This window comes from Amycolatopsis solani (assembly GCF_033441515.1).
Lineage (GTDB): Bacteria > Actinomycetota > Actinomycetes > Mycobacteriales > Pseudonocardiaceae > Amycolatopsis > Amycolatopsis solani.
This window is the reverse complement of record NZ_JAWQJT010000001.1, coordinates 2,159,652-2,175,070: the sequence shown is the minus strand read 5'-3', so window position 1 is coordinate 2,175,070 and position 15,419 is coordinate 2,159,652. Positions and strand designations below refer to the sequence as shown.

General features: G+C 70.7%; 19 protein-coding genes. 14 read left to right on the top strand and 5 right to left on the bottom strand.

Annotated elements, in window-relative coordinates; all coding sequences use genetic code 11:
* Window positions 1-477: a DUF2771 family protein gene (locus SD460_RS10855; protein WP_160698666.1), complete on the top strand. Its 477-nt coding sequence runs from the start codon at window positions 1-3 to the stop codon at window positions 475-477.
* On the opposite strand, the gene SD460_RS10850 is transcribed toward SD460_RS10855, so the two are convergent.
* A complete protein-coding gene (locus SD460_RS10850) occupies window positions 474-860 on the bottom strand; it encodes a cold-shock protein (RefSeq protein WP_013230216.1) in 387 nt (128 codons plus the stop codon). The two genes, SD460_RS10855 and SD460_RS10850, sit on opposite strands and share 4 nt — an antisense overlap.
* A 133-nt stretch (window positions 861-993) precedes the next feature.
* Here SD460_RS10850 and SD460_RS10845 point away from each other — a divergent pair, with 133 nt between their 5' ends.
* Window positions 994-1,236: a hypothetical protein gene (locus tag SD460_RS10845; RefSeq protein ID WP_257920882.1), complete on the top strand. Its 243-nt coding sequence runs from the start codon at window positions 994-996 to the stop codon at window positions 1,234-1,236.
* Here the strand turns inward: SD460_RS10845 and SD460_RS10840 are convergent.
* A complete protein-coding gene (locus SD460_RS10840; protein ID WP_290058463.1) occupies window positions 1,233-1,850 on the bottom strand; it encodes an HAD family hydrolase in 618 nt (205 codons plus the stop codon). The two genes, SD460_RS10845 and SD460_RS10840, sit on opposite strands and share 4 nt — an antisense overlap.
* Window positions 1,851-1,945: 95 nt before the next feature.
* Here SD460_RS10840 and SD460_RS10835 point away from each other — a divergent pair, with 95 nt between their 5' ends.
* Both SD460_RS10835 and SD460_RS10830 read left to right on the top strand, forming a co-directional pair.
* Window positions 1,946-2,545, top strand: coding sequence for a TetR/AcrR family transcriptional regulator (locus SD460_RS10835; RefSeq protein WP_290058462.1), 600 nt, complete (start codon window positions 1,946-1,948; stop codon window positions 2,543-2,545).
* Window positions 2,542-3,510 carry a R2-like ligand-binding oxidase gene (locus SD460_RS10830; protein ID WP_290058460.1) on the top strand — a complete coding sequence of 323 codons (969 nt, stop codon included), beginning with the start codon at window positions 2,542-2,544 and terminating at the stop codon, window positions 3,508-3,510. Before SD460_RS10835 ends, SD460_RS10830 begins: the two co-directional genes overlap by 4 nt.
* 55 nt (window positions 3,511-3,565) lie before the next feature.
* On the opposite strand, the gene SD460_RS10825 is transcribed toward SD460_RS10830, so the two are convergent.
* From SD460_RS10825 to SD460_RS10815, 3 genes are all read right to left on the bottom strand, one after another.
* Window positions 3,566-4,036 (bottom strand): hypothetical protein, encoded by a 471-nt coding sequence (locus SD460_RS10825; protein WP_290058459.1) that lies wholly within the window; start codon window positions 4,034-4,036, stop codon window positions 3,566-3,568.
* Window positions 4,037-4,198: 162 nt separating this feature from the next.
* Complete coding sequence (locus SD460_RS10820) at window positions 4,199-5,317, bottom strand: hypothetical protein (protein ID WP_318306121.1); 1,119 nt, start codon at window positions 5,315-5,317, stop codon at window positions 4,199-4,201.
* A 91-nt stretch (window positions 5,318-5,408) separates the two neighbouring features.
* Window positions 5,409-7,061, bottom strand: coding sequence for an AMP-binding protein (locus tag SD460_RS10815; protein ID WP_290058455.1), 1,653 nt, complete (start codon window positions 7,059-7,061; stop codon window positions 5,409-5,411).
* A gap of 83 nt (window positions 7,062-7,144) precedes the next feature.
* On the opposite strand from SD460_RS10815, the gene SD460_RS10810 reads away from it, so the two are divergent.
* The 10 genes from SD460_RS10810 (at window position 7,145) to SD460_RS10765 (ending at window position 15,399) form a co-directional block, all read left to right on the top strand.
* Complete coding sequence (locus SD460_RS10810; RefSeq protein ID WP_290058454.1) at window positions 7,145-8,050, top strand: SMP-30/gluconolactonase/LRE family protein; 906 nt, start codon at window positions 7,145-7,147, stop codon at window positions 8,048-8,050.
* A gap of 36 nt (window positions 8,051-8,086) precedes the next feature.
* Complete coding sequence (locus SD460_RS10805) at window positions 8,087-9,709, top strand: Ycf46 family AAA ATPase (protein WP_318306120.1); 1,623 nt, start codon at window positions 8,087-8,089, stop codon at window positions 9,707-9,709.
* Window positions 9,706-9,915, top strand: a complete 210-nt coding sequence (locus SD460_RS10800) for a DUF2997 domain-containing protein (protein ID WP_318306119.1) — start codon at window positions 9,706-9,708, stop codon at window positions 9,913-9,915. The genes SD460_RS10805 and SD460_RS10800 overlap by 4 nt, the downstream gene beginning before the upstream one ends.
* A complete protein-coding gene (locus tag SD460_RS10795) occupies window positions 9,903-10,478 on the top strand; it encodes a 4Fe-4S single cluster domain-containing protein (RefSeq protein WP_290058450.1) in 576 nt (191 codons plus the stop codon). Before SD460_RS10800 ends, SD460_RS10795 begins: the two co-directional genes overlap by 13 nt.
* The gene (locus SD460_RS10790; RefSeq protein ID WP_290058449.1) at window positions 10,475-10,918 is read left to right on the top strand and encodes a hypothetical protein; all 444 of its coding nucleotides are present in this window, start codon (window positions 10,475-10,477) and stop codon (window positions 10,916-10,918) included. The genes SD460_RS10795 and SD460_RS10790 overlap by 4 nt, the downstream gene beginning before the upstream one ends.
* Window positions 10,915-12,123, top strand: coding sequence for a helix-hairpin-helix domain-containing protein (locus SD460_RS10785; RefSeq protein ID WP_318306118.1), 1,209 nt, complete (start codon window positions 10,915-10,917; stop codon window positions 12,121-12,123). The genes SD460_RS10790 and SD460_RS10785 overlap by 4 nt, the downstream gene beginning before the upstream one ends.
* 34 nt (window positions 12,124-12,157) lie before the next feature.
* The gene (locus SD460_RS10780; protein ID WP_290058446.1) at window positions 12,158-12,850 is read left to right on the top strand and encodes an ESX secretion-associated protein EspG; all 693 of its coding nucleotides are present in this window, start codon (window positions 12,158-12,160) and stop codon (window positions 12,848-12,850) included.
* Window positions 12,851-12,920: 70 nt separating this feature from the next.
* Window positions 12,921-13,418: a hypothetical protein gene (locus SD460_RS10775; RefSeq protein WP_290058445.1), complete on the top strand. Its 498-nt coding sequence runs from the start codon at window positions 12,921-12,923 to the stop codon at window positions 13,416-13,418.
* Window positions 13,415-13,987 carry a DUF3558 family protein gene (locus SD460_RS10770; RefSeq protein WP_318306117.1) on the top strand — a complete coding sequence of 191 codons (573 nt, stop codon included), beginning with the start codon at window positions 13,415-13,417 and terminating at the stop codon, window positions 13,985-13,987. The genes SD460_RS10775 and SD460_RS10770 overlap by 4 nt, the downstream gene beginning before the upstream one ends.
* Window positions 13,988-14,001: 14 nt before the next feature.
* Entirely contained in the window at window positions 14,002-15,399 is a 1,398-nt protein-coding gene (locus tag SD460_RS10765) for a hypothetical protein (RefSeq protein ID WP_290058442.1), read from the top strand.
* Window positions 15,400-15,419 lie beyond the last annotated feature (20 nt).

The window sequence follows — 15,419 nt, the reverse complement described above, 5'->3', positions numbered from 1 at the left end:
ATGCGACGTTCCCGGGTGGTGGCCCTGCTTGCGGCCGGTGGGTTCGCGGTGGCCGGCTGCTCGGCCCCCGGCCCGGCCGAGGTCACGTTCTACGCCGACGGCCACACGATCAACACCACGCCCGTGCTCACGTGCGACTACTCGCAGCAGCTCGCGCAGCCGTGCAGCGCCAAGGGCGACACGAAGACGCTGAAGGTCCGCCCGGGCAAGCCCGTGCAGATCTCCGTGCCCGGCGAGGTCGCGGACGCGCCGTGGCAGATCGTCTACGAGTACGTCACCCCGCAGGGCGAGTACAAGCAGAGTGACCCGATCCCGTTCACGTCGCTGGACCGCTACGCGTACACGGTCACGCCGCCGACGCCCGCCGACCGCATCTCGGCGGTCGACGTGCAGAAGTACACGGCCGTGCTGAACGCCGGCACCGGCGAGTCCGGGCTGCTGCCCAGCGACGTGTGGGGTCTCCGGCTGGAGGCCTAGGGATCGATGTCCCGGGCGACCGCGCGCATGATCTCGGCGATCTGCTTGGTGTGCTTGCGGTCCGGGTAGCGGTTGCGCCGCAGGTCCGGCTGCACCTTCAGCTCGAGGAGCTTGATCATGTCCTCGATCAGGCCGTGCAGCTCTTCCGCCGGGCGACGACGGGCCTCGGCGACGGACGGCGGCGGGTCGAGCAGCCGGACGGAGAGCGCTTGCGGACCGCGGCGGCCGTCGGCGACGCCGAACTCCAGCCGCTGACCGGCCTTGAGCCCCTCGACGCCCTGCGGCAGCGCGGCCTTGCGGATGTAGACGTCGGCGCCACCGTCCTGCGTGACGAACCCGAACCCCTTCTCCGCGTCGTACCACTTGACCTTGCCGGTCGGCACTTCCCTCACCAATCCTTCTGCTGTCCCGCTCATGACGAACGCGCCCGATGGGCGTACCCAGGGCGCGCTCCTGAAAGGGTATCTCGCCACACGCCCTGGGGAGAAGTCGATACCGGCGGATACCCTCTGTTCCATGACGACCGCGACGAAGGAGGCCACCGTGGCCGCCCCCGGCAAACCGTTCCTGATGCGGATCGGCATCGGCCTGTTCGCCCTCGGCATGCTCGCCGTGCTGACCGTGTTCATCATGTTCGCCGCCGGTCTGGAGAACCTGCCGATCTGGCTGTCCGTCGGCGCCGGTGTCGTCACCCCGTTGGGGCTGCTGCTCGGCCTGCTCGCGCTGGTGTTCGAGGCCAGGGGCAAGAAAACGAGCTAAGGCACGGCCGCGAACGTCTTCTCGAACCAGTCCGGGAACTCCGTCAGCGACTCGAACACCACCTCCGCTCCTTCGCTGAGCAGGAGCGCGCGATCGCACGGACCCGTCGTGACGCCGACCGCGATCGCCCCGGCGGCCAGCGCGCCGCGGATGTCGCCGGCGTGATCTCCGACATACACGCGCGCGTCGTGCGCGAGCAGCGCCTCGGCCTTCTGCGTCGACCACAGCTCGCCGACGACCTCGTCGACGTCCAGGCCGAGCGCGTCGACGTGCAGCTGCGCGTTGGGCCCGTACTTGCCGGTGACGACCAGCGTGCGCCCGCCCGCGTCCCGCACCGCGCGCAGCGACTCGACCGCGCCCGGCAGCGCGACGGTGCTCGGCACGACCATGTCCGGGTACAGCGCGCGGAACCGGTCGACGAGCCCCGGGATGCGCTCCTCCGGCGCCTCGAAGCCGCGCAGGATGTCGTCGAGCGGCGGGCCGAGGTTGGCCGCGAACGCGGCGCCGTCCAGCGGCAGGCCGGATTCGGCGCCGAGCGCGTTCATCGCCGCGGCCATGCCCGGCCGCGCGTCGATCAGTGTCATGTCGAGGTCGAACCCCACCGTGATGCCCACACCCGCCACGGTAGCCGGGACCACCGACACTTTTACACGTAAGCCGATTGTGTACAGCGTCTTGACACCGAGATGATTTATGTCAAGGTGAGGGTGTGACCAGCTTCACTGACCGGACGAAGGCGTCCCTGCGGGAAGCACTGCTGGACGCCGCCGCCGAGCTGCTGCCGGACCGCGGGCACGCGGGCCTGCGGATGGCCGACGTGGCGGCGCGGGCCGGGGTGAGCAGGCAGACCGTCTACAACGAGTTCGGCGGCAAGGCGGCGCTGACCCAGGCGGTGGCGCTGCGCACCGCGGCGGAGTTCCTCGACGGGATCCGGCAGCGGTTCGAAACGGCGGACGGGCTCCTCGGGGGCATCCACGACGCCGTCGTCTACACGATCGAGCACGCGCGGGAGAACCGCCTGGTCGCGGCGGCGCTCGGCACCGAAGCGGGCGAGGACCTGCTGCCGCTGCTCACGACCAGGGGCGAGCCCATCCTCACCGCGGCCGCCGAACTCGCCGCCGGGCACTACCGGGAGTTCGAGCCCGGCCTTTCGACGGAGTCCGCGGCCCTGCTCGCGGAGACCGTCGTGCGGCTCTCCCTGTCGCACCTGGTGCTCCCGACACACTCCGCGGCGGAGGCGGCCGACGCCGTCACCGCCGTGGTGGCACCCGCCATCCGCCAATTCGTCCACAATGGAGTGAAACGATGACCGACACGCTGTCCGAGCTGCGGACCGGCTTTTCCTCACTGCGCAAGGGCGGGCTCAACTGGGACTCGTTCCCGCTGCGGCTGTTCGTCAAGGGCAACAAGAAGTTCTGGAATCCCGCCGACATCGACTTCAGCCGCGAACGCGAAGGCTGGGACACGCTCAACCCGGAGCAGCAGCGCAGCACGACGTACCTGGTCGCGCAGTTCATCGCCGGCGAGGAGGCGGTGACCGAGGACATCCAGCCGTTCATGCGCGCGATGTCGGCGACCGGCCGGTTCGGCGACGAGATGTACCTGACGCAGTTCTGCTTCGAGGAAGCCAAGCACACGGAAGTGTTCCGGCGGTGGATGGACGCCGTCGGGCTGACGGCGGACCTCCACCCGTTCGTCGCCGAGAACCCGCACTACCGCAAGCTGTTCTACGAGGAGCTGCCGCAGTCGCTGCGCGCGCTGGAGGACGATCCCAGCCCGCTCAACCAGATCCGCGCGAGCGTGACGTACAACCACGTGATCGAAGGCAGTCTCGCGCTGACGGGCTACTACTCGTGGCAGCTGATCTGCACCCAGCACAACATCCTGCCGGGCATGCAGGAACTGGTCCGCCGCATCGGTGACGACGAGCGCCGCCACATGGCGTGGGGGACGTTCACGTGCCGCCGCCACGTGGCCGCGGACGACTCGCTGTGGGACGCGGTGCAGCAGCGGATGGGCGAGCTGCTCCCGCACGCGCTCGACATGATCCAGTGGGTGCAGAACCAGTTCGAGGAACTGCCGTTCGACAACGACCCGCAGGAGATCATCCAGTACGCGGCGGACCGCGCCCAGCGCCGGCTCGGCGCGATCGAGTCGGCGCGGGGGATGCCGGTGGAGCAGATCGACCTGGACTACTCGCCGGAGCACCTCGAGGAGACGTTCGGCGAGGAAGACGCGAAGGCGATCGCCGAGGTGGCCGCGGCGGCCGGCTGAGCTCGGCCATGAGGGGCACCTCCACGGCTGTGGAGGTGCCCCTCATGGCGTTCGATCAGAGGCCGATCGCGCCGAGGGTGCCGCTCAGTACGCCCTCGCTGTTGTCGTGGCCGCTGCCGGTGCTCGCGTGGGTCTCACTCGAGCCGGCGCCCTGCTGACCGGCCCAGCCCTGGTGCTGCCGGTACTGGCTGCCGTCGCGGCCGGTGTCGGCCGACGTGTCCTGGGTGGCCACGCCGTCCTTCGTCGCGCTGCCCGCGTGCTGCCGGTACTGGCTGTCGCCGTTGCGGTCGGCGGACGCGGAGGTGCCGCTGGTGGCGGCGCCGTCCGGGCCGGCGGCGGTCGAGTTCTCGCGGAACGTGCTCGAGCCGTGGTGCGTGCCCGCTTGCACGGAGTGCGTCGCGGCGCCGTCCGGGCCGGCCTGGACTTCGGTGCTGCCGAAGCTGTCGGCGGACGCGATGCCCGCGGCGCCGAAGGTGAGCGGCAGCGCCAGTGCCCCGGCGGCGATGGTGCGGCGGATCGTACGCATGAAACGTCCCCTTTTCGTTGACGGATACGGGGTTTCGGTCCGGGACGCTCTCACCGTCCCGGAGCCCGGTTGCCCGTCGCCACGAAGATCATGCGTGCCGATTCCTGTGTCCCACCCCACCGCCGCGGTGACCAATCCGGGCCGGGCGGGCCGCCGAACGCGTCAGCCCGCCGGCCAGTAGACCGCGTGCTGGCCCGCGCCACCCGACGTCGTGGCCAGGCCGATGATCGTCCCGTCGGCCGCGATCCCGGTGGCCCAGCTGGCGGAGCCGTCCGGCAGCGTGCCGAGGCTCGTCAGCGTGCCGTCGGGGGTCCAGCGGGCGGCCACCGATTCGACGTTGCCGACGGCCGTGCCGGACGCGTTGAGCGCCACCGCTTCCGAACGCCGCGCCTGCTCCAGCACGGCGGCACCGGTCGCGGTCCAGCGCACCGCCCGGTTCTGGGCGAAGTCGACGTACCCGCTGCCGGCGACCACGCCCGCGCGGTTGATCGCGGCCGGCCGCGAGGAGGCCGGGGACGCCGGCCAGGCGAGCCGCACCTGCCGTCCGTCGCGCGTCCAGGCGACCGCGACGTCGTGGCTGTCCTCGGTGATCGTCCCGGCGATCACGCCGAAGTCGTTGATCGCGACCGTCGAAGCACCCGGGTTGCCCGGCGAGAGGTCGGTGATCGCGCCGATGGCGTTCCAGCGGACCGCGTGCTGGTTGCCCGCGGCGTCCTGGGCGGTGCCGCTGATCAGCGCGCCGTCCGCGGTGATGCCGGTGACCGTGGTCGGGCCGCCGCCGGGCAGCGCGGCGAGTGCGGTGGCGACGCCGTTCGCGTCCCAGCGCACGGATCCGGCCGTGTCACCGCCGGCGACGACGCCCGTCTCGCTGAGCACGTCCGCGCCGGACCACCCCGCCGACGGGAGTGCGGTGACCGAGCCGTCCGGCGCCCAGCGGACCGCGCGCCCCACGTCGCCGGCGTCGTAGGCCCAGCCCACGGCGATCCCGGCGTCGTTGACCGCGACCGCCCGGCCCAGCTCGCCGCCGAGCGTCGGCAGCGCGCTGATCCGGCCCTGGGCGTCCCACTTCGCGGGGTGGTAGCGCAGGCGGACGTCGCGCGGGTACGAGTCGCCGACCATGGTGCCGTCGGCGTTGATGTCGGCCACGAAGCTGTACTGGTCCCCGGGCAGGGTCCCCAGGTCCACCGGCCCGCCGGTCGCGGCCGCGACCCCGGGCAAGCCCAGCGCGGCCGACGCGAGCAGCGTCCCCACGGTGAGCGTTTTCTTCCAGCCGGACAGCATGGCTCCCCCTTCGGCGGCGGTGTCCCGTCGCCTCCGTCCGGAAGCGCTCCCCTCCACCGCGCCGGGACAACGCCCGGCCGCCCCGGCGGGTTTAGGCGTGCTTCGCCGCCGCTGCCTCCTCCAAGCCCAGCAGGGTGATCGACTTCTCGCGCATCTCCACCTTGCGGACCTTCCCGGTCACCGTCATCGGGAACTCCGCCACCACGTGCACGTACCGCGGGATCTTGTACCGGGCGAGCTTGCCCTCGCAGAACTCCCGCACCTTCTCGGTGGTCAGCTCTTCGGCGCCCTCGCGCAGCCGGATCCACGCCATCAGCTCTTCGCCGTACTTCTCGTCCGGCACGCCGATCACCTGCGCGTCGAGGATGTCCGGGTGGGTGTAGAGGAACTCCTCGATCTCCCGCGGGTACAGGTTCTCGCCACCCCGGATGACCATGTCCTTGATCCGCCCGGTGATGTTGACGTACCCGTCGGCGTCCATGACCGCCAGGTCGCCGGTGTGCATCCAGCGGGCCGCGTCGATCGCCTCGGCGGTCTTGTCGGCCTGCTCCCAGTAGCCGAGCATCACCGAATAGCCGCGCGTGCACAGTTCACCCGGCTCGCCCCGCGGCACCGTCAGCCCGGTTTCCGGGTCCACGACCTTGACCTCCAGGTGCGGCCCGACCCGGCCGACCGTGGCGACCCGGCGCTCGATCGAGTCGTCGGCACGCGTCTGCGTCGACACCGGCGAGGTTTCGGTCATGCCGTAGCAGATCGACACCTCGGCCATGCCCATCCGGTCGATGACCTGCTTCATCACCTCGACCGGGCACGGCGAGCCCGCCATGATCCCGGTCCGCAGCGACGACAGGTCGAACTCCCCGAAGTCCGGGTGGTTCAGCTCGGCGATGAACATCGTCGGCACGCCGTAGAGCGACGTGCACCGCTCGGCCGCCACCGCTTCCAGCGTCGCCTTCGGGTCGAACGCCGGCGCCGGGATCACCATGCACGCGCCGTGGCTGGTGCAGGCCAGGTTGCCCATGACCATGCCGAAGCAGTGGTAGAAGGGCACCGGGATGCACACCCGGTCCGCTTCGGTGTAGTTGCACAGCTCCCCGACGAAGAAGCCGTTGTTGAGGATGTTGTGGTGCGACAGGGTCGCGCCCTTGGGGAAGCCGGTCGTGCCGGAGGTGTACTGGATGTTGATCGGGTCGTCGGCCGACAGCCCGGCCTGCAGGTGCCTCAGCTGCTCCGGGTCGCCGCCCGCTTCCACGAGCGCCTGCCAGGTGTCGCTGCCGAGGATCACGACGTGCTCCAGCGCCGCGCACTTCTCGCGGACCTCCTCGACCATCGCCGGGTAGTCGGAGGTCTTGAACGCGTCCGAAGCCACCAGCAGGCGGATCCCGGCCTGGTTCAGGACGAACTCCAGCTCGTGCGAGCGGTAGGCCGGGTTGATGTTCACCAGGATCGCGCCGATCTTCGCCGTCGCGTACTGCAGGAACGTCCACTCCGCCCGGTTCGGCGACCAGATCCCCACCCGGTCGCCCTTGCCGATCCCCCGCGCGACCAGCCCCAGCGCCAGCGCGTCGACCTCGGCGGCCAGTTCGCGGTAGGTCCACCGCCGGCCGGCGGCGCGGTCGACGAGGGCGTCGCGGTCGCCGAACGCCGCCACGGTCCGGTCGAAGTTGTCCCCGATCGTGTCCCCGAGCAGGGGGACCTCCGAGATCCCCGAGGCGTAGCTCGGCAAGGCGGGCGCGTCAGGCATGGTGCCTCCTGAAGTCGACGGTGACTGCGCCGAGTCTAAGAGGATCGGTGGCAGTATTGCGCTGGGAAGAGGGAGGGAACCCGATGCGAAGAATCCTGGCTCTGCCGTCGTTGCTCCTGCTGCTCACGCTCGCCGTGGCCGCCCCGGCGTCGGCGGCGACCCGCGTGATCGTGCTGCCCGGTGCCACGTCCGCCGAAGGGATCACCCCGGCCGGCGGCAGCACCTACTACACCGGCGACCTCGTCGCGGGCACGATCTTCCGCGAGGACGTCAAGCGGGGCACCGCCGAGCGCTTCATCGAGGTGCCCAGCGGGCAGATGGCCGCCGGGGTGGACTTCGACCGGCGCCACGGCCTGCTGTTCGTCGCCGGCGCGAAGGGCGGCAAGGCCTACGTCTACGACGTCCGCACCAAGGCGAAGGTCGCGGACTTCACCTTCGGCGACCCGCAGACCTCCTACGTCAACGACGTCGTCGTGACCCCGTACGGCGCCTGGTTCACCGACTCCTACCACCCGCAGCTGTTCTTCGTGCCGAACGTCGGTGGCGTGCTCGGCACGCCGCGCACCCTCCCGCTGACCGGCCCCGGGGCGGGCGGCTCGCCCGACACCTTCTTCATGAACGACATCATCGCCACGCCGTCCGGCGACACCCTGCTCGTGGCCGCCACGACGCCGGGCAAGGTGTACAAGATCAACCCGCGCACCGGGGTCACCGCGGAGCTCGAAGGCGTCGACGCGCCCAACGTCGTCAGCCTCGTGCTGGAGGGCCACCGGCTCTGGGCGGTGCAGCTCGACGACAAGATCAGCCGGTGGCGCGTCGACGGCGACCTGAGCCACGGCCAGCCGCTGGGCACGATCACCGACCCGCTGTTCGACCAGCCGGTTTCGGCGGCGAAGATCGGCGACCGGCTCGCCGTCGTCAACTCCCACATCTTCAGCGGCTACCCGCCCACCAGCCCGACTTACGAGATCCTGGTCGTCGGGGCCTGACTGGTAGGGTCCGGACGGACTTCGAGGGGGCGATCGATGGCCGGCCAGGGGTTTCGCGACGAGCTGACCCAGTTGCTGCAGGCGCGCTACCCGCTGCTGGTCGTCGAGACGCACGAAGAGCAGCGGGTGCTGCGGGAGATCCGCGCGGTCGCGGAGGACCAGCAGCGGCTGCGGACGCCGCGCCGGGTGTACGTCTGGTCGTCGACCACCGGGCTCGCGCCCGCGGGTGGCCCGCCGATCAGCGACACCCGCACCGCGGCCGCCGCGCTCGAGCGGATCCACGGCTGGGGCGAGCCCGCCGTCTTCGTCTTCGCCGACCTGCACCCGTCGCTGGTGTCCGAGGGCGGGCACCGGCCCGACCCGGACGTCGTGCGCCGGCTGCGGGAGCTCGCGACCGCGTTCAAGACCCGGCCGGTGCCGCTGAGCCTGATCCTCGTGTCGCCGTCCCTGCCGGTGCCGCCGGAGCTGGAGCACGACGCGACCGTCGTCGACTTCCCGCTGCCCGACCAGCGCCAGATCGGCGAGCTGCTGGACGGCATGGTCGCCGCGCACCGGCAGAACGTCCGGATCAGCATCGACCGCGACGACCGGGACATGATCGTCGCGGCGGCCCGCGGGCTGACGCTGCCGGAAGCCGAAAACGCGTTCGCCAGGGCGCTGGTCGAGGGCGGCGGGCTCGACCCCAGCGACCTGGAACTGATCCTCGCCGAGAAGCGCCAGGCCGTGCGGCGGTCCGGGATGCTCGACATCGTGCCGGCCGAGACGAGCTTCGACGCCGTCGGCGGGCTCGACCGGCTGAAGCGCTGGCTGACCAAGCGCACCGGCACGTGGACACCAGCGGCGTCGGCGTACAACCTCGCGGCGCCGAAGGGCCTGCTGCTCACCGGCGTCCCCGGCTGCGGCAAGAGCCTGTCCGCGGTCTGCGTCGCGAACATGTGGCGGCTGCCGCTGCTGCGGCTGGACCTGGGGCGCGTGTTCGCCGGGCTCGTCGGCTCCAGCGAGAAGAACATCCGCACGGTCATCCGCACCGCGGAGGGCATCGCGCCCTGCGTGCTGTGGGTCGACGAGATCGAGAAGGGCCTCGCGGGCGCCGGCGGCGGGGGTGACGGCGGCACCGCGCGGCGCGTGTTCGGCACGTTCCTGTCCTGGATGCAGGAGAAGTCGGCGCCGGTGTTCGTGATGGCGACCGCGAACCAGGTCGGCTCGCTGCCGCCGGAGTTCCTGCGCAAGGGCCGGTTCGACGAGATCTTCTTCGTCGACCTGCCCTCGGCGCCCGAGCGCGCCGCGATCTGGCGGATCCACCTGGCCAAGCGCGTCACCGACCCGTTCGTGGCCAGTGAGCTGCGGCTGGACGACGCGCTGTGCACCGAGCTCGCCGACGTCAGCGCGGGCTACAGCGGCGCCGAGATCGAGCAGGCCGTGCTGTCCGGGCTGGTCGACGCGTTCGCCGAGAAGCGGCCGTTGCGCCGCGACGACCTCGTGCGCGCGGTGAAGTCGACCGTGCCGCTGTCGGTCACCCAGGCCGACGAGATCCTGGCCATCCGGAACTGGGCGGAGACCCGGGCCGTCGCGGCGACGGACACGTCGGCCGAGGCAGTCGCGGAACGGGTCTCCGCGCCGGCGCCGGAGTCCCCGAGGGGAAGGACGATCGACGTATGACGCACCGGGTGACCGTCACCATCGGCAAGGACGGCTCGATCAGCGCCGAAACGCACGGCATGACCGGGTCGAAGTGCCTCGACTACATCCCGCTGCTCGAGGACCTGCTCGGCGCGGAAACGGTGACGTCGGAGTTCACCGAGGACTACCGGCGGACGTCCGCCGAAGTCGAGAACACGGCGACGCAGCAGCAATGGAACTCCTGAACCTGCACCGGATCGTCGACGTCACGGCGGCCGAAGGTCCCGGCGTGCGGTGCGCGGTGTGGACGCAGGGGTGTTCGGTGCGCTGCCCCGGCTGCTTCAACCCGCAGACGTGGACCACGCGCGGCGGGACGCTGTTGCCGTGGCCGGACCTGGTTTCACACGTGCTCGGGATCCGCGGCATCGAGGGCGTCACGCTGCTCGGGGGCGAACCGTTCGACCAGCCCGAGCCGCTGGGGCACTTCGCCGCCGCCGTGCGCGAAGCGGGGCTTTCGGTGATGACGTTCACCGGGCACGTCCTCGAAGACCTGCCGCCGTCGAAGCTGCTCGCGTCGACGGATCTGCTGGTGGACGGGCCGTTCCTGGCGGATCGGCCGGAGCCGTCGCGGCCGTGGGTGGGGTCGGTCAACCAGCGGTTCCACTTCCTGACCGACCGCTACGACGAATCGATCTTCACCACCCCGAACCGCCTGGAACTGACGATCGGGGTGGACGGCGAAATCGCGCTGAACGGGTTCGCCACCACCGAAGTACTGGAAGCGCTGCTCGAAGGGGATCACCGATGAGTGTCACGCTGAAGCTGCGCAGCGAAGCACTGGCCCAGCTCGACGCCGCGACGATCGCCGCGCACGCGCAGGCGCAGGCGGGCGTCGTCACCGTGCGGACCCGGATGCGGCACCGGGACCTGCTCGCCCGCGCGCTCACCGGGCTGCGGGCGCAGGTCACCGACGACGGCACCTCGGTCGTCGCCGCGTGGGAGGGACGGCGGATCACGTTCGGCTACGGCCCCGAAGGCGTCCAGGTGGCGCACGTCGACGGCCCCGGCCTCGCCGAGGCCGAAGCCCAGCGGCTGGTGCTGTCGGTCGACGAGGCGTACGCCGCCCAGGTGCAGCAGGCGGTGCTCGCGCGGCTGAAGCAGCGCGCGGCGTCGAACGGCATGGTCGTCGAGTCCGAGCGGGTGAACGCCGACCAGTCGATCAGCGTCACGCTGGCCGCCACGTCGTGACCGAGGTCAGGGTCGGCCTGATCGAGTTCGGCAAGGCGCTCAACGACTCCGTCACCCTCCCCGGCCTCGGCGAGCTCCCGGGCGGCCAGGTCAGCGCGGGCCGTGCGGTCCGCGGCGCCCGCGCGCGGCTGCGGCGCGGCGACCGGGTCCTCGCGGACAACCTGCGCCTCGGGATCATGGTGCGGAAGAAGTTCTTCTCCAGCGACGTCGAGGCGGTCACGGACGCCGGGTTCCTCAAGGACGTCTTCGTCGCCGTCGGGCGGCGCGACCTCGCGAACGGCGACTCGCTGGAGCTGTACACCGACGACGCCGTGGGTCCGGACACCAGCCGCCAGGACGGCGTCGGGTCGGTGCAGGCGCCGGGTTTCGACCAAGTGACGGGGTTCCACGCTTCGGTGGTCGTCCGAGAAGGGCAGCTGCGCTTCGGCGCGTTGGTCTCGCTGGTGCGGGGCGGGCGCGCGGTAGGCGAGCCGATGCGGGTGCTCGGGCTGTTCGGCCCCGGCCCGCTGGACGAGCTGCCGGCCGGGCGGCCGGGCACGGTGCTGCTCGGGTTCCAGTGCGCCGTGCCGCCGATGGCGGGCGACACCCTCGTGGCGTTCCAGGAGCCTTCGCACGACTTCCTCGAGCGGCGCGAAGGGGCGGTGGTGGTGCACGGCGTCACCGACCTGGGCAACGGTTCGGTGGTGGCGGCGGTCGAGGTGCCGGAGGGGCGCGGCGCGGCGTTCACGACCGGGTCCCCGGCGCGGGTGCTGCGGCCGATCGGGACGACGTTCAACGAGCGCAGCACGGTCCTTGCCGGTGATCTGCGGATCCTGTCGCTGGCGCGGGACGGGGTGGCGGTGCGGACGAGCGCGGGGTCGCGGGTGTTCACGGTCGGGCTGGCGACGCGGGACCTGCGGGAGAACGACATCATCGAGGCTTACGTCCCGTTTTCGGTTCCGTTGGCCGCGCCGCCCGCTCCCGCGCCCGTGCTGGTGGACGTGAACACGGCTCCGGGCCCGGAGCTGGCCACGCTGCCGGGGCTGACGCCGTCGCGGGTCACGACGGCCTTGGAACTCCGGCAGCGGCAGGGCGGCTTCCCGGACGTGGAGGCGTTCGGCGTCGCGATCGGCCTGCAACCGCACGAGATCGTCCGCCTCCGCGGACGGGCGACGGCCACCCGGGTGGCGTTCCGCGAGACGGGCGTGCGCCAGCTCGACATCTGAAGCGGCGGGTGGCGGTTCCGCTACGCTCGGGGACGTGCCGGAGGAATTCTCACTGGGCCTGACGGAGGTCGACACCGCGGTCCGGCGCACCGGCCTCCCGGCGAGCTGGCACCCGTTCGAAATCCGCAGCGCGGGCCGCACCCTGTCCGAACACGACGCACTGGCGGCGGCCGCGTGGGAGTCCATGCGAGCGCGTGGCCTGGCCGGCCCGGACAAACTGGACATCGAGGTCGAGCAGACGCTGCGCGCGTGGACCCAGCCGGACGTGCTGATCATCGTCCGAGCAGCGGAGGAATCCCGCCAGGTCTTCTACCGAGCGTCGATCGGCCACGGCCTCGGGGTGTTTTCGGAGCTGGCGGGCGAGGAGGTCCTGTTCGCCCAGACCCGCCCGGACCGCCTGGTCGACCTGGTGGTCGGGATGCTGCCGGCGTACCCACCGGTACCGCTGGCGGAGCTGACGTTCACGGCCCCCGGTTCCCCCCGGGAGGCGGAGCTGGCGGCGGAGTTCTCGTCGTGGCCCCTGCACCGCTACGGCACGGTGGAGCTGTCGGTGCGGTCGTCAGGTGTCCTGAAGCCGGCGGGAACGGTGACGTTCGTCGACAACGCGGGCGGCCGCTTCCTGATGTTCAGCGAGCCGTTACCGGGCGACGAGACCCGGGTGACGTTCACCCCTTCGGATGGTTCTCACCTGCGAGCTTGGCTGTTGGAGCGTGGCAGGAACCACTGACGCCGGTCGTTCGTCACTAGTACAGTGCGAGGGGACCACGCAGGGTGGTGTTGACGGCTGGGAGGGCGTCATGGGCGGTTCGCAGTTCGGCGCGCCGGGATCGTTCACGCCCCCGCAGGCCGCTGGGGACGCGGGGTCGAACTTCCTTTCGGGCATCGTCGCGGGACCGGTCGACTCCGAGGCCGCGGAGCGAGTCAGCACCGGCGGCAGCCACCTGAAGTCACTCGCGGAGAGCGGGCAGTTCGCGGTCAACGAAGAGGGCTTCCAGGCTTACATCAAAGCCTGCGACTTCTTCATCGACGGCTACGACAAGATGGTCCGGGACGTGAATGTTCTCGCTGGAGCCGCCCGTATGGGCGGCAGCACTTACGCCAAGGCCGTAGCCGAGTTCAACGCCATAGCGGCCGACGGCGATCCGCAAGCGTTGATTCCCAACCTCGTCCTCATGAAACGCGGCGTCGAAGACGCGCGTGAGGCGATGGTGATCGCACGAAAGAACTATCGCGAAACCGAAGATGCCCACGCCGTGGCGTTCGCCGACCTGAACAAGGATCTGCAGGACAAGTGACTCCTCACCGTATCGCCGCGATCTTGGCCATTGCCGCCTGTGCGGCGCTGCCCCTGGCCGCGTGCACCAGTCAGGTCGGAGGCCAAGCAGACCCAAGTTCTGCCACCGCCGGTACCGATCCGTCCAGCGCGGCTACATCCGCAGGTGACCCGGACGATCCATTCGCCTCCATGAAACCGTGCTCGCTCCTGGACCAAGCACTCGTGGGCCAGGGTTTCCCGCCTGCGGTCTCGACCGTCGCCGACGCGAAAGAAAGTTGCGCCGCAACCAAGCCGAGGGCAGGCGACGTGAATCCGATCGACCTGGCGCTTTCGCTTCAACCTGGCCGAGGTTACAAGAACAACGTCAGCAACCCGAGCCAGGCAAGTGATGGAAAGGTCAACGAGCGTGCGGCGGTTGAAGTACGTGAGCCGCAGCAATCGCCCGGACAGTGCGGCATCTGGTTGGACGTGAAACCGAAGTCCCGAGCCCTGGTTCTGGTGACGTCGGGATCGGACACCTCCAACGCCTGCAAGCTCGTCGAAGGATTCGCGGAGAAGATCGAACCGCTCCTGCCGAAGACCAACTGATACGGAGTCCAGCCATGAGTCAGCCGCACCGGGCGCAGCATCGCCAGTCCGAGGGTGACTACTACGCGGAAACCGCCCAGAAGCTCCAAGGTCACGGGGCCGACGGCCAACGGCTCACCCAGCAAGCCGCGTCGGACTATTCGGTCGCCCAGGGAAAGCTCCTGCAGGAAGGGCAAACCCTCCGTTCCGGAGCGCCGGCTCCCGACGAGAACTACGCCAGCCAGCCGCACGAAGCGCTGTATGACATGGTCCACAAAAACCTGGATCTCGAAGACCTCAACGACCGCAGCCGGGTGGCCAACGTCTACGGGAACTGGCTCGCCGATGCCTCGAACCAGTTCCGCGACGCCGCCACCGCGGCGGGCGGCTCCTGGCAAGGACCAGCAGCCGACCAGGCGAACGGGTTCTTCCAGAGCACGGCGGGACACACCGAACAAACCGGCAACGCGATGCAGCTGGCGTCCAACCACTACTCCCAGCAGTCCGCGGCTGCCCACTACGCCAAGACGAACATGCCCGAGCCCACCGGCTTCAACCAGCAAGCCGAGCTCGACAAGGCCAAGCAGCAGTACAACTCCGGTGACCTCATCGGCATGAGCAGCACCATGACCGGCATCCAGGCCAAGCAACAGCAAGCCGACGCCGCGCACCAGCAAGCCGTTCAAGTTCTGCAGAACCTCGACGGCACCTACCACGAAACCGCCAGCTCCCAGCCCACCTACGCGCCTCCTCCGCAGCTCGGTGGCGGGAACGACTCCACGTCCGTCTCGGGGTTCCACGGCACCAGCAGCACGAGCTTCACCGGCACCCCGACCGTCGGCGGCACCGCCGGCACGGGACCCGGCGGCACCAGCGGTAGCTACGTCCCGCCCGGCACCACTCCCCCCAGCACGACGCCGCCCAACTACGTGCAGCCTGGGACCACCAGTGGCATCGGCGGTAGCAACTTCGCCGGTGGCAACAGCAACTTCCGCGCCACCCCCGCCGCGGGTGGTTTCCCGCGCATGACTCCCGATGGGCTCGCCATGCCCGGGACCACCACCGGCGGCGGCGCCCCAGGCGGTGGGGACACCACCCGGGGTGGCAGCAAACCCGGACGCGCCGGCAGCGGGTTCGCCGGGTCGCGCGTATCCGGCAGTGCCGGAAGTGCGCCCAAAGAAGGCGAAGGCAAGGGCAGCGGCGCGGGCAAGACCGGTGAGCGGCTCGAACGCGGGGCCACCGCCGCCGCGGCGGCCAAGGGCAAGGGCGCGGCAGCGGGGGGCGCGGCGGCCGGCGCCGCCGGCAAGAAGAAGGAAGACGACAAAGAGCACAAGAACAAGTACGCCACCGACGACGACGTCTTCGACCTCAAGCCCGAGACCGGGCCCGACGGCGAGAAGATCGTGCGGCCGACCATCGGGGAAACCCCTTAGATCTCCCCGATCCCGTCACG

Excerpts from the sequence above, each read along its gene's own strand:
- SD460_RS10855 (WP_160698666.1), top strand. The coding sequence starts at position 1 with ATGCGACGTTCCCGGGTGGTGGCCCTGCTTGCGGCCGGTGGGTTCGCG.
- SD460_RS10845 (WP_257920882.1), top strand. The coding sequence starts at position 994 with ATGACGACCGCGACGAAGGAGGCCACCGTGGCCGCCCCCGGCAAACCG.
- SD460_RS10830 (WP_290058460.1), top strand. The coding sequence starts at position 2,542 with ATGACCGACACGCTGTCCGAGCTGCGGACCGGCTTTTCCTCACTGCGC.
- SD460_RS10825 (WP_290058459.1), bottom strand. The coding sequence starts at position 4,036 with ATGCGTACGATCCGCCGCACCATCGCCGCCGGGGCACTGGCGCTGCCG.
- SD460_RS10820 (WP_318306121.1), bottom strand. The coding sequence starts at position 5,317 with ATGCTGTCCGGCTGGAAGAAAACGCTCACCGTGGGGACGCTGCTCGCG.
- SD460_RS10815 (WP_290058455.1), bottom strand. The coding sequence starts at position 7,061 with ATGCCTGACGCGCCCGCCTTGCCGAGCTACGCCTCGGGGATCTCGGAG.
- SD460_RS10810 (WP_290058454.1), top strand. The coding sequence starts at position 7,145 with ATGCGAAGAATCCTGGCTCTGCCGTCGTTGCTCCTGCTGCTCACGCTC.
- SD460_RS10805 (WP_318306120.1), top strand. The coding sequence starts at position 8,087 with ATGGCCGGCCAGGGGTTTCGCGACGAGCTGACCCAGTTGCTGCAGGCG.
- SD460_RS10800 (WP_318306119.1), top strand. The coding sequence starts at position 9,706 with ATGACGCACCGGGTGACCGTCACCATCGGCAAGGACGGCTCGATCAGC.
- SD460_RS10795 (WP_290058450.1), top strand. The coding sequence starts at position 9,903 with ATGGAACTCCTGAACCTGCACCGGATCGTCGACGTCACGGCGGCCGAA.
- SD460_RS10790 (WP_290058449.1), top strand. The coding sequence starts at position 10,475 with ATGAGTGTCACGCTGAAGCTGCGCAGCGAAGCACTGGCCCAGCTCGAC.
- SD460_RS10775 (WP_290058445.1), top strand. The coding sequence starts at position 12,921 with ATGGGCGGTTCGCAGTTCGGCGCGCCGGGATCGTTCACGCCCCCGCAG.
- SD460_RS10765 (WP_290058442.1), top strand. The coding sequence starts at position 14,002 with ATGAGTCAGCCGCACCGGGCGCAGCATCGCCAGTCCGAGGGTGACTAC.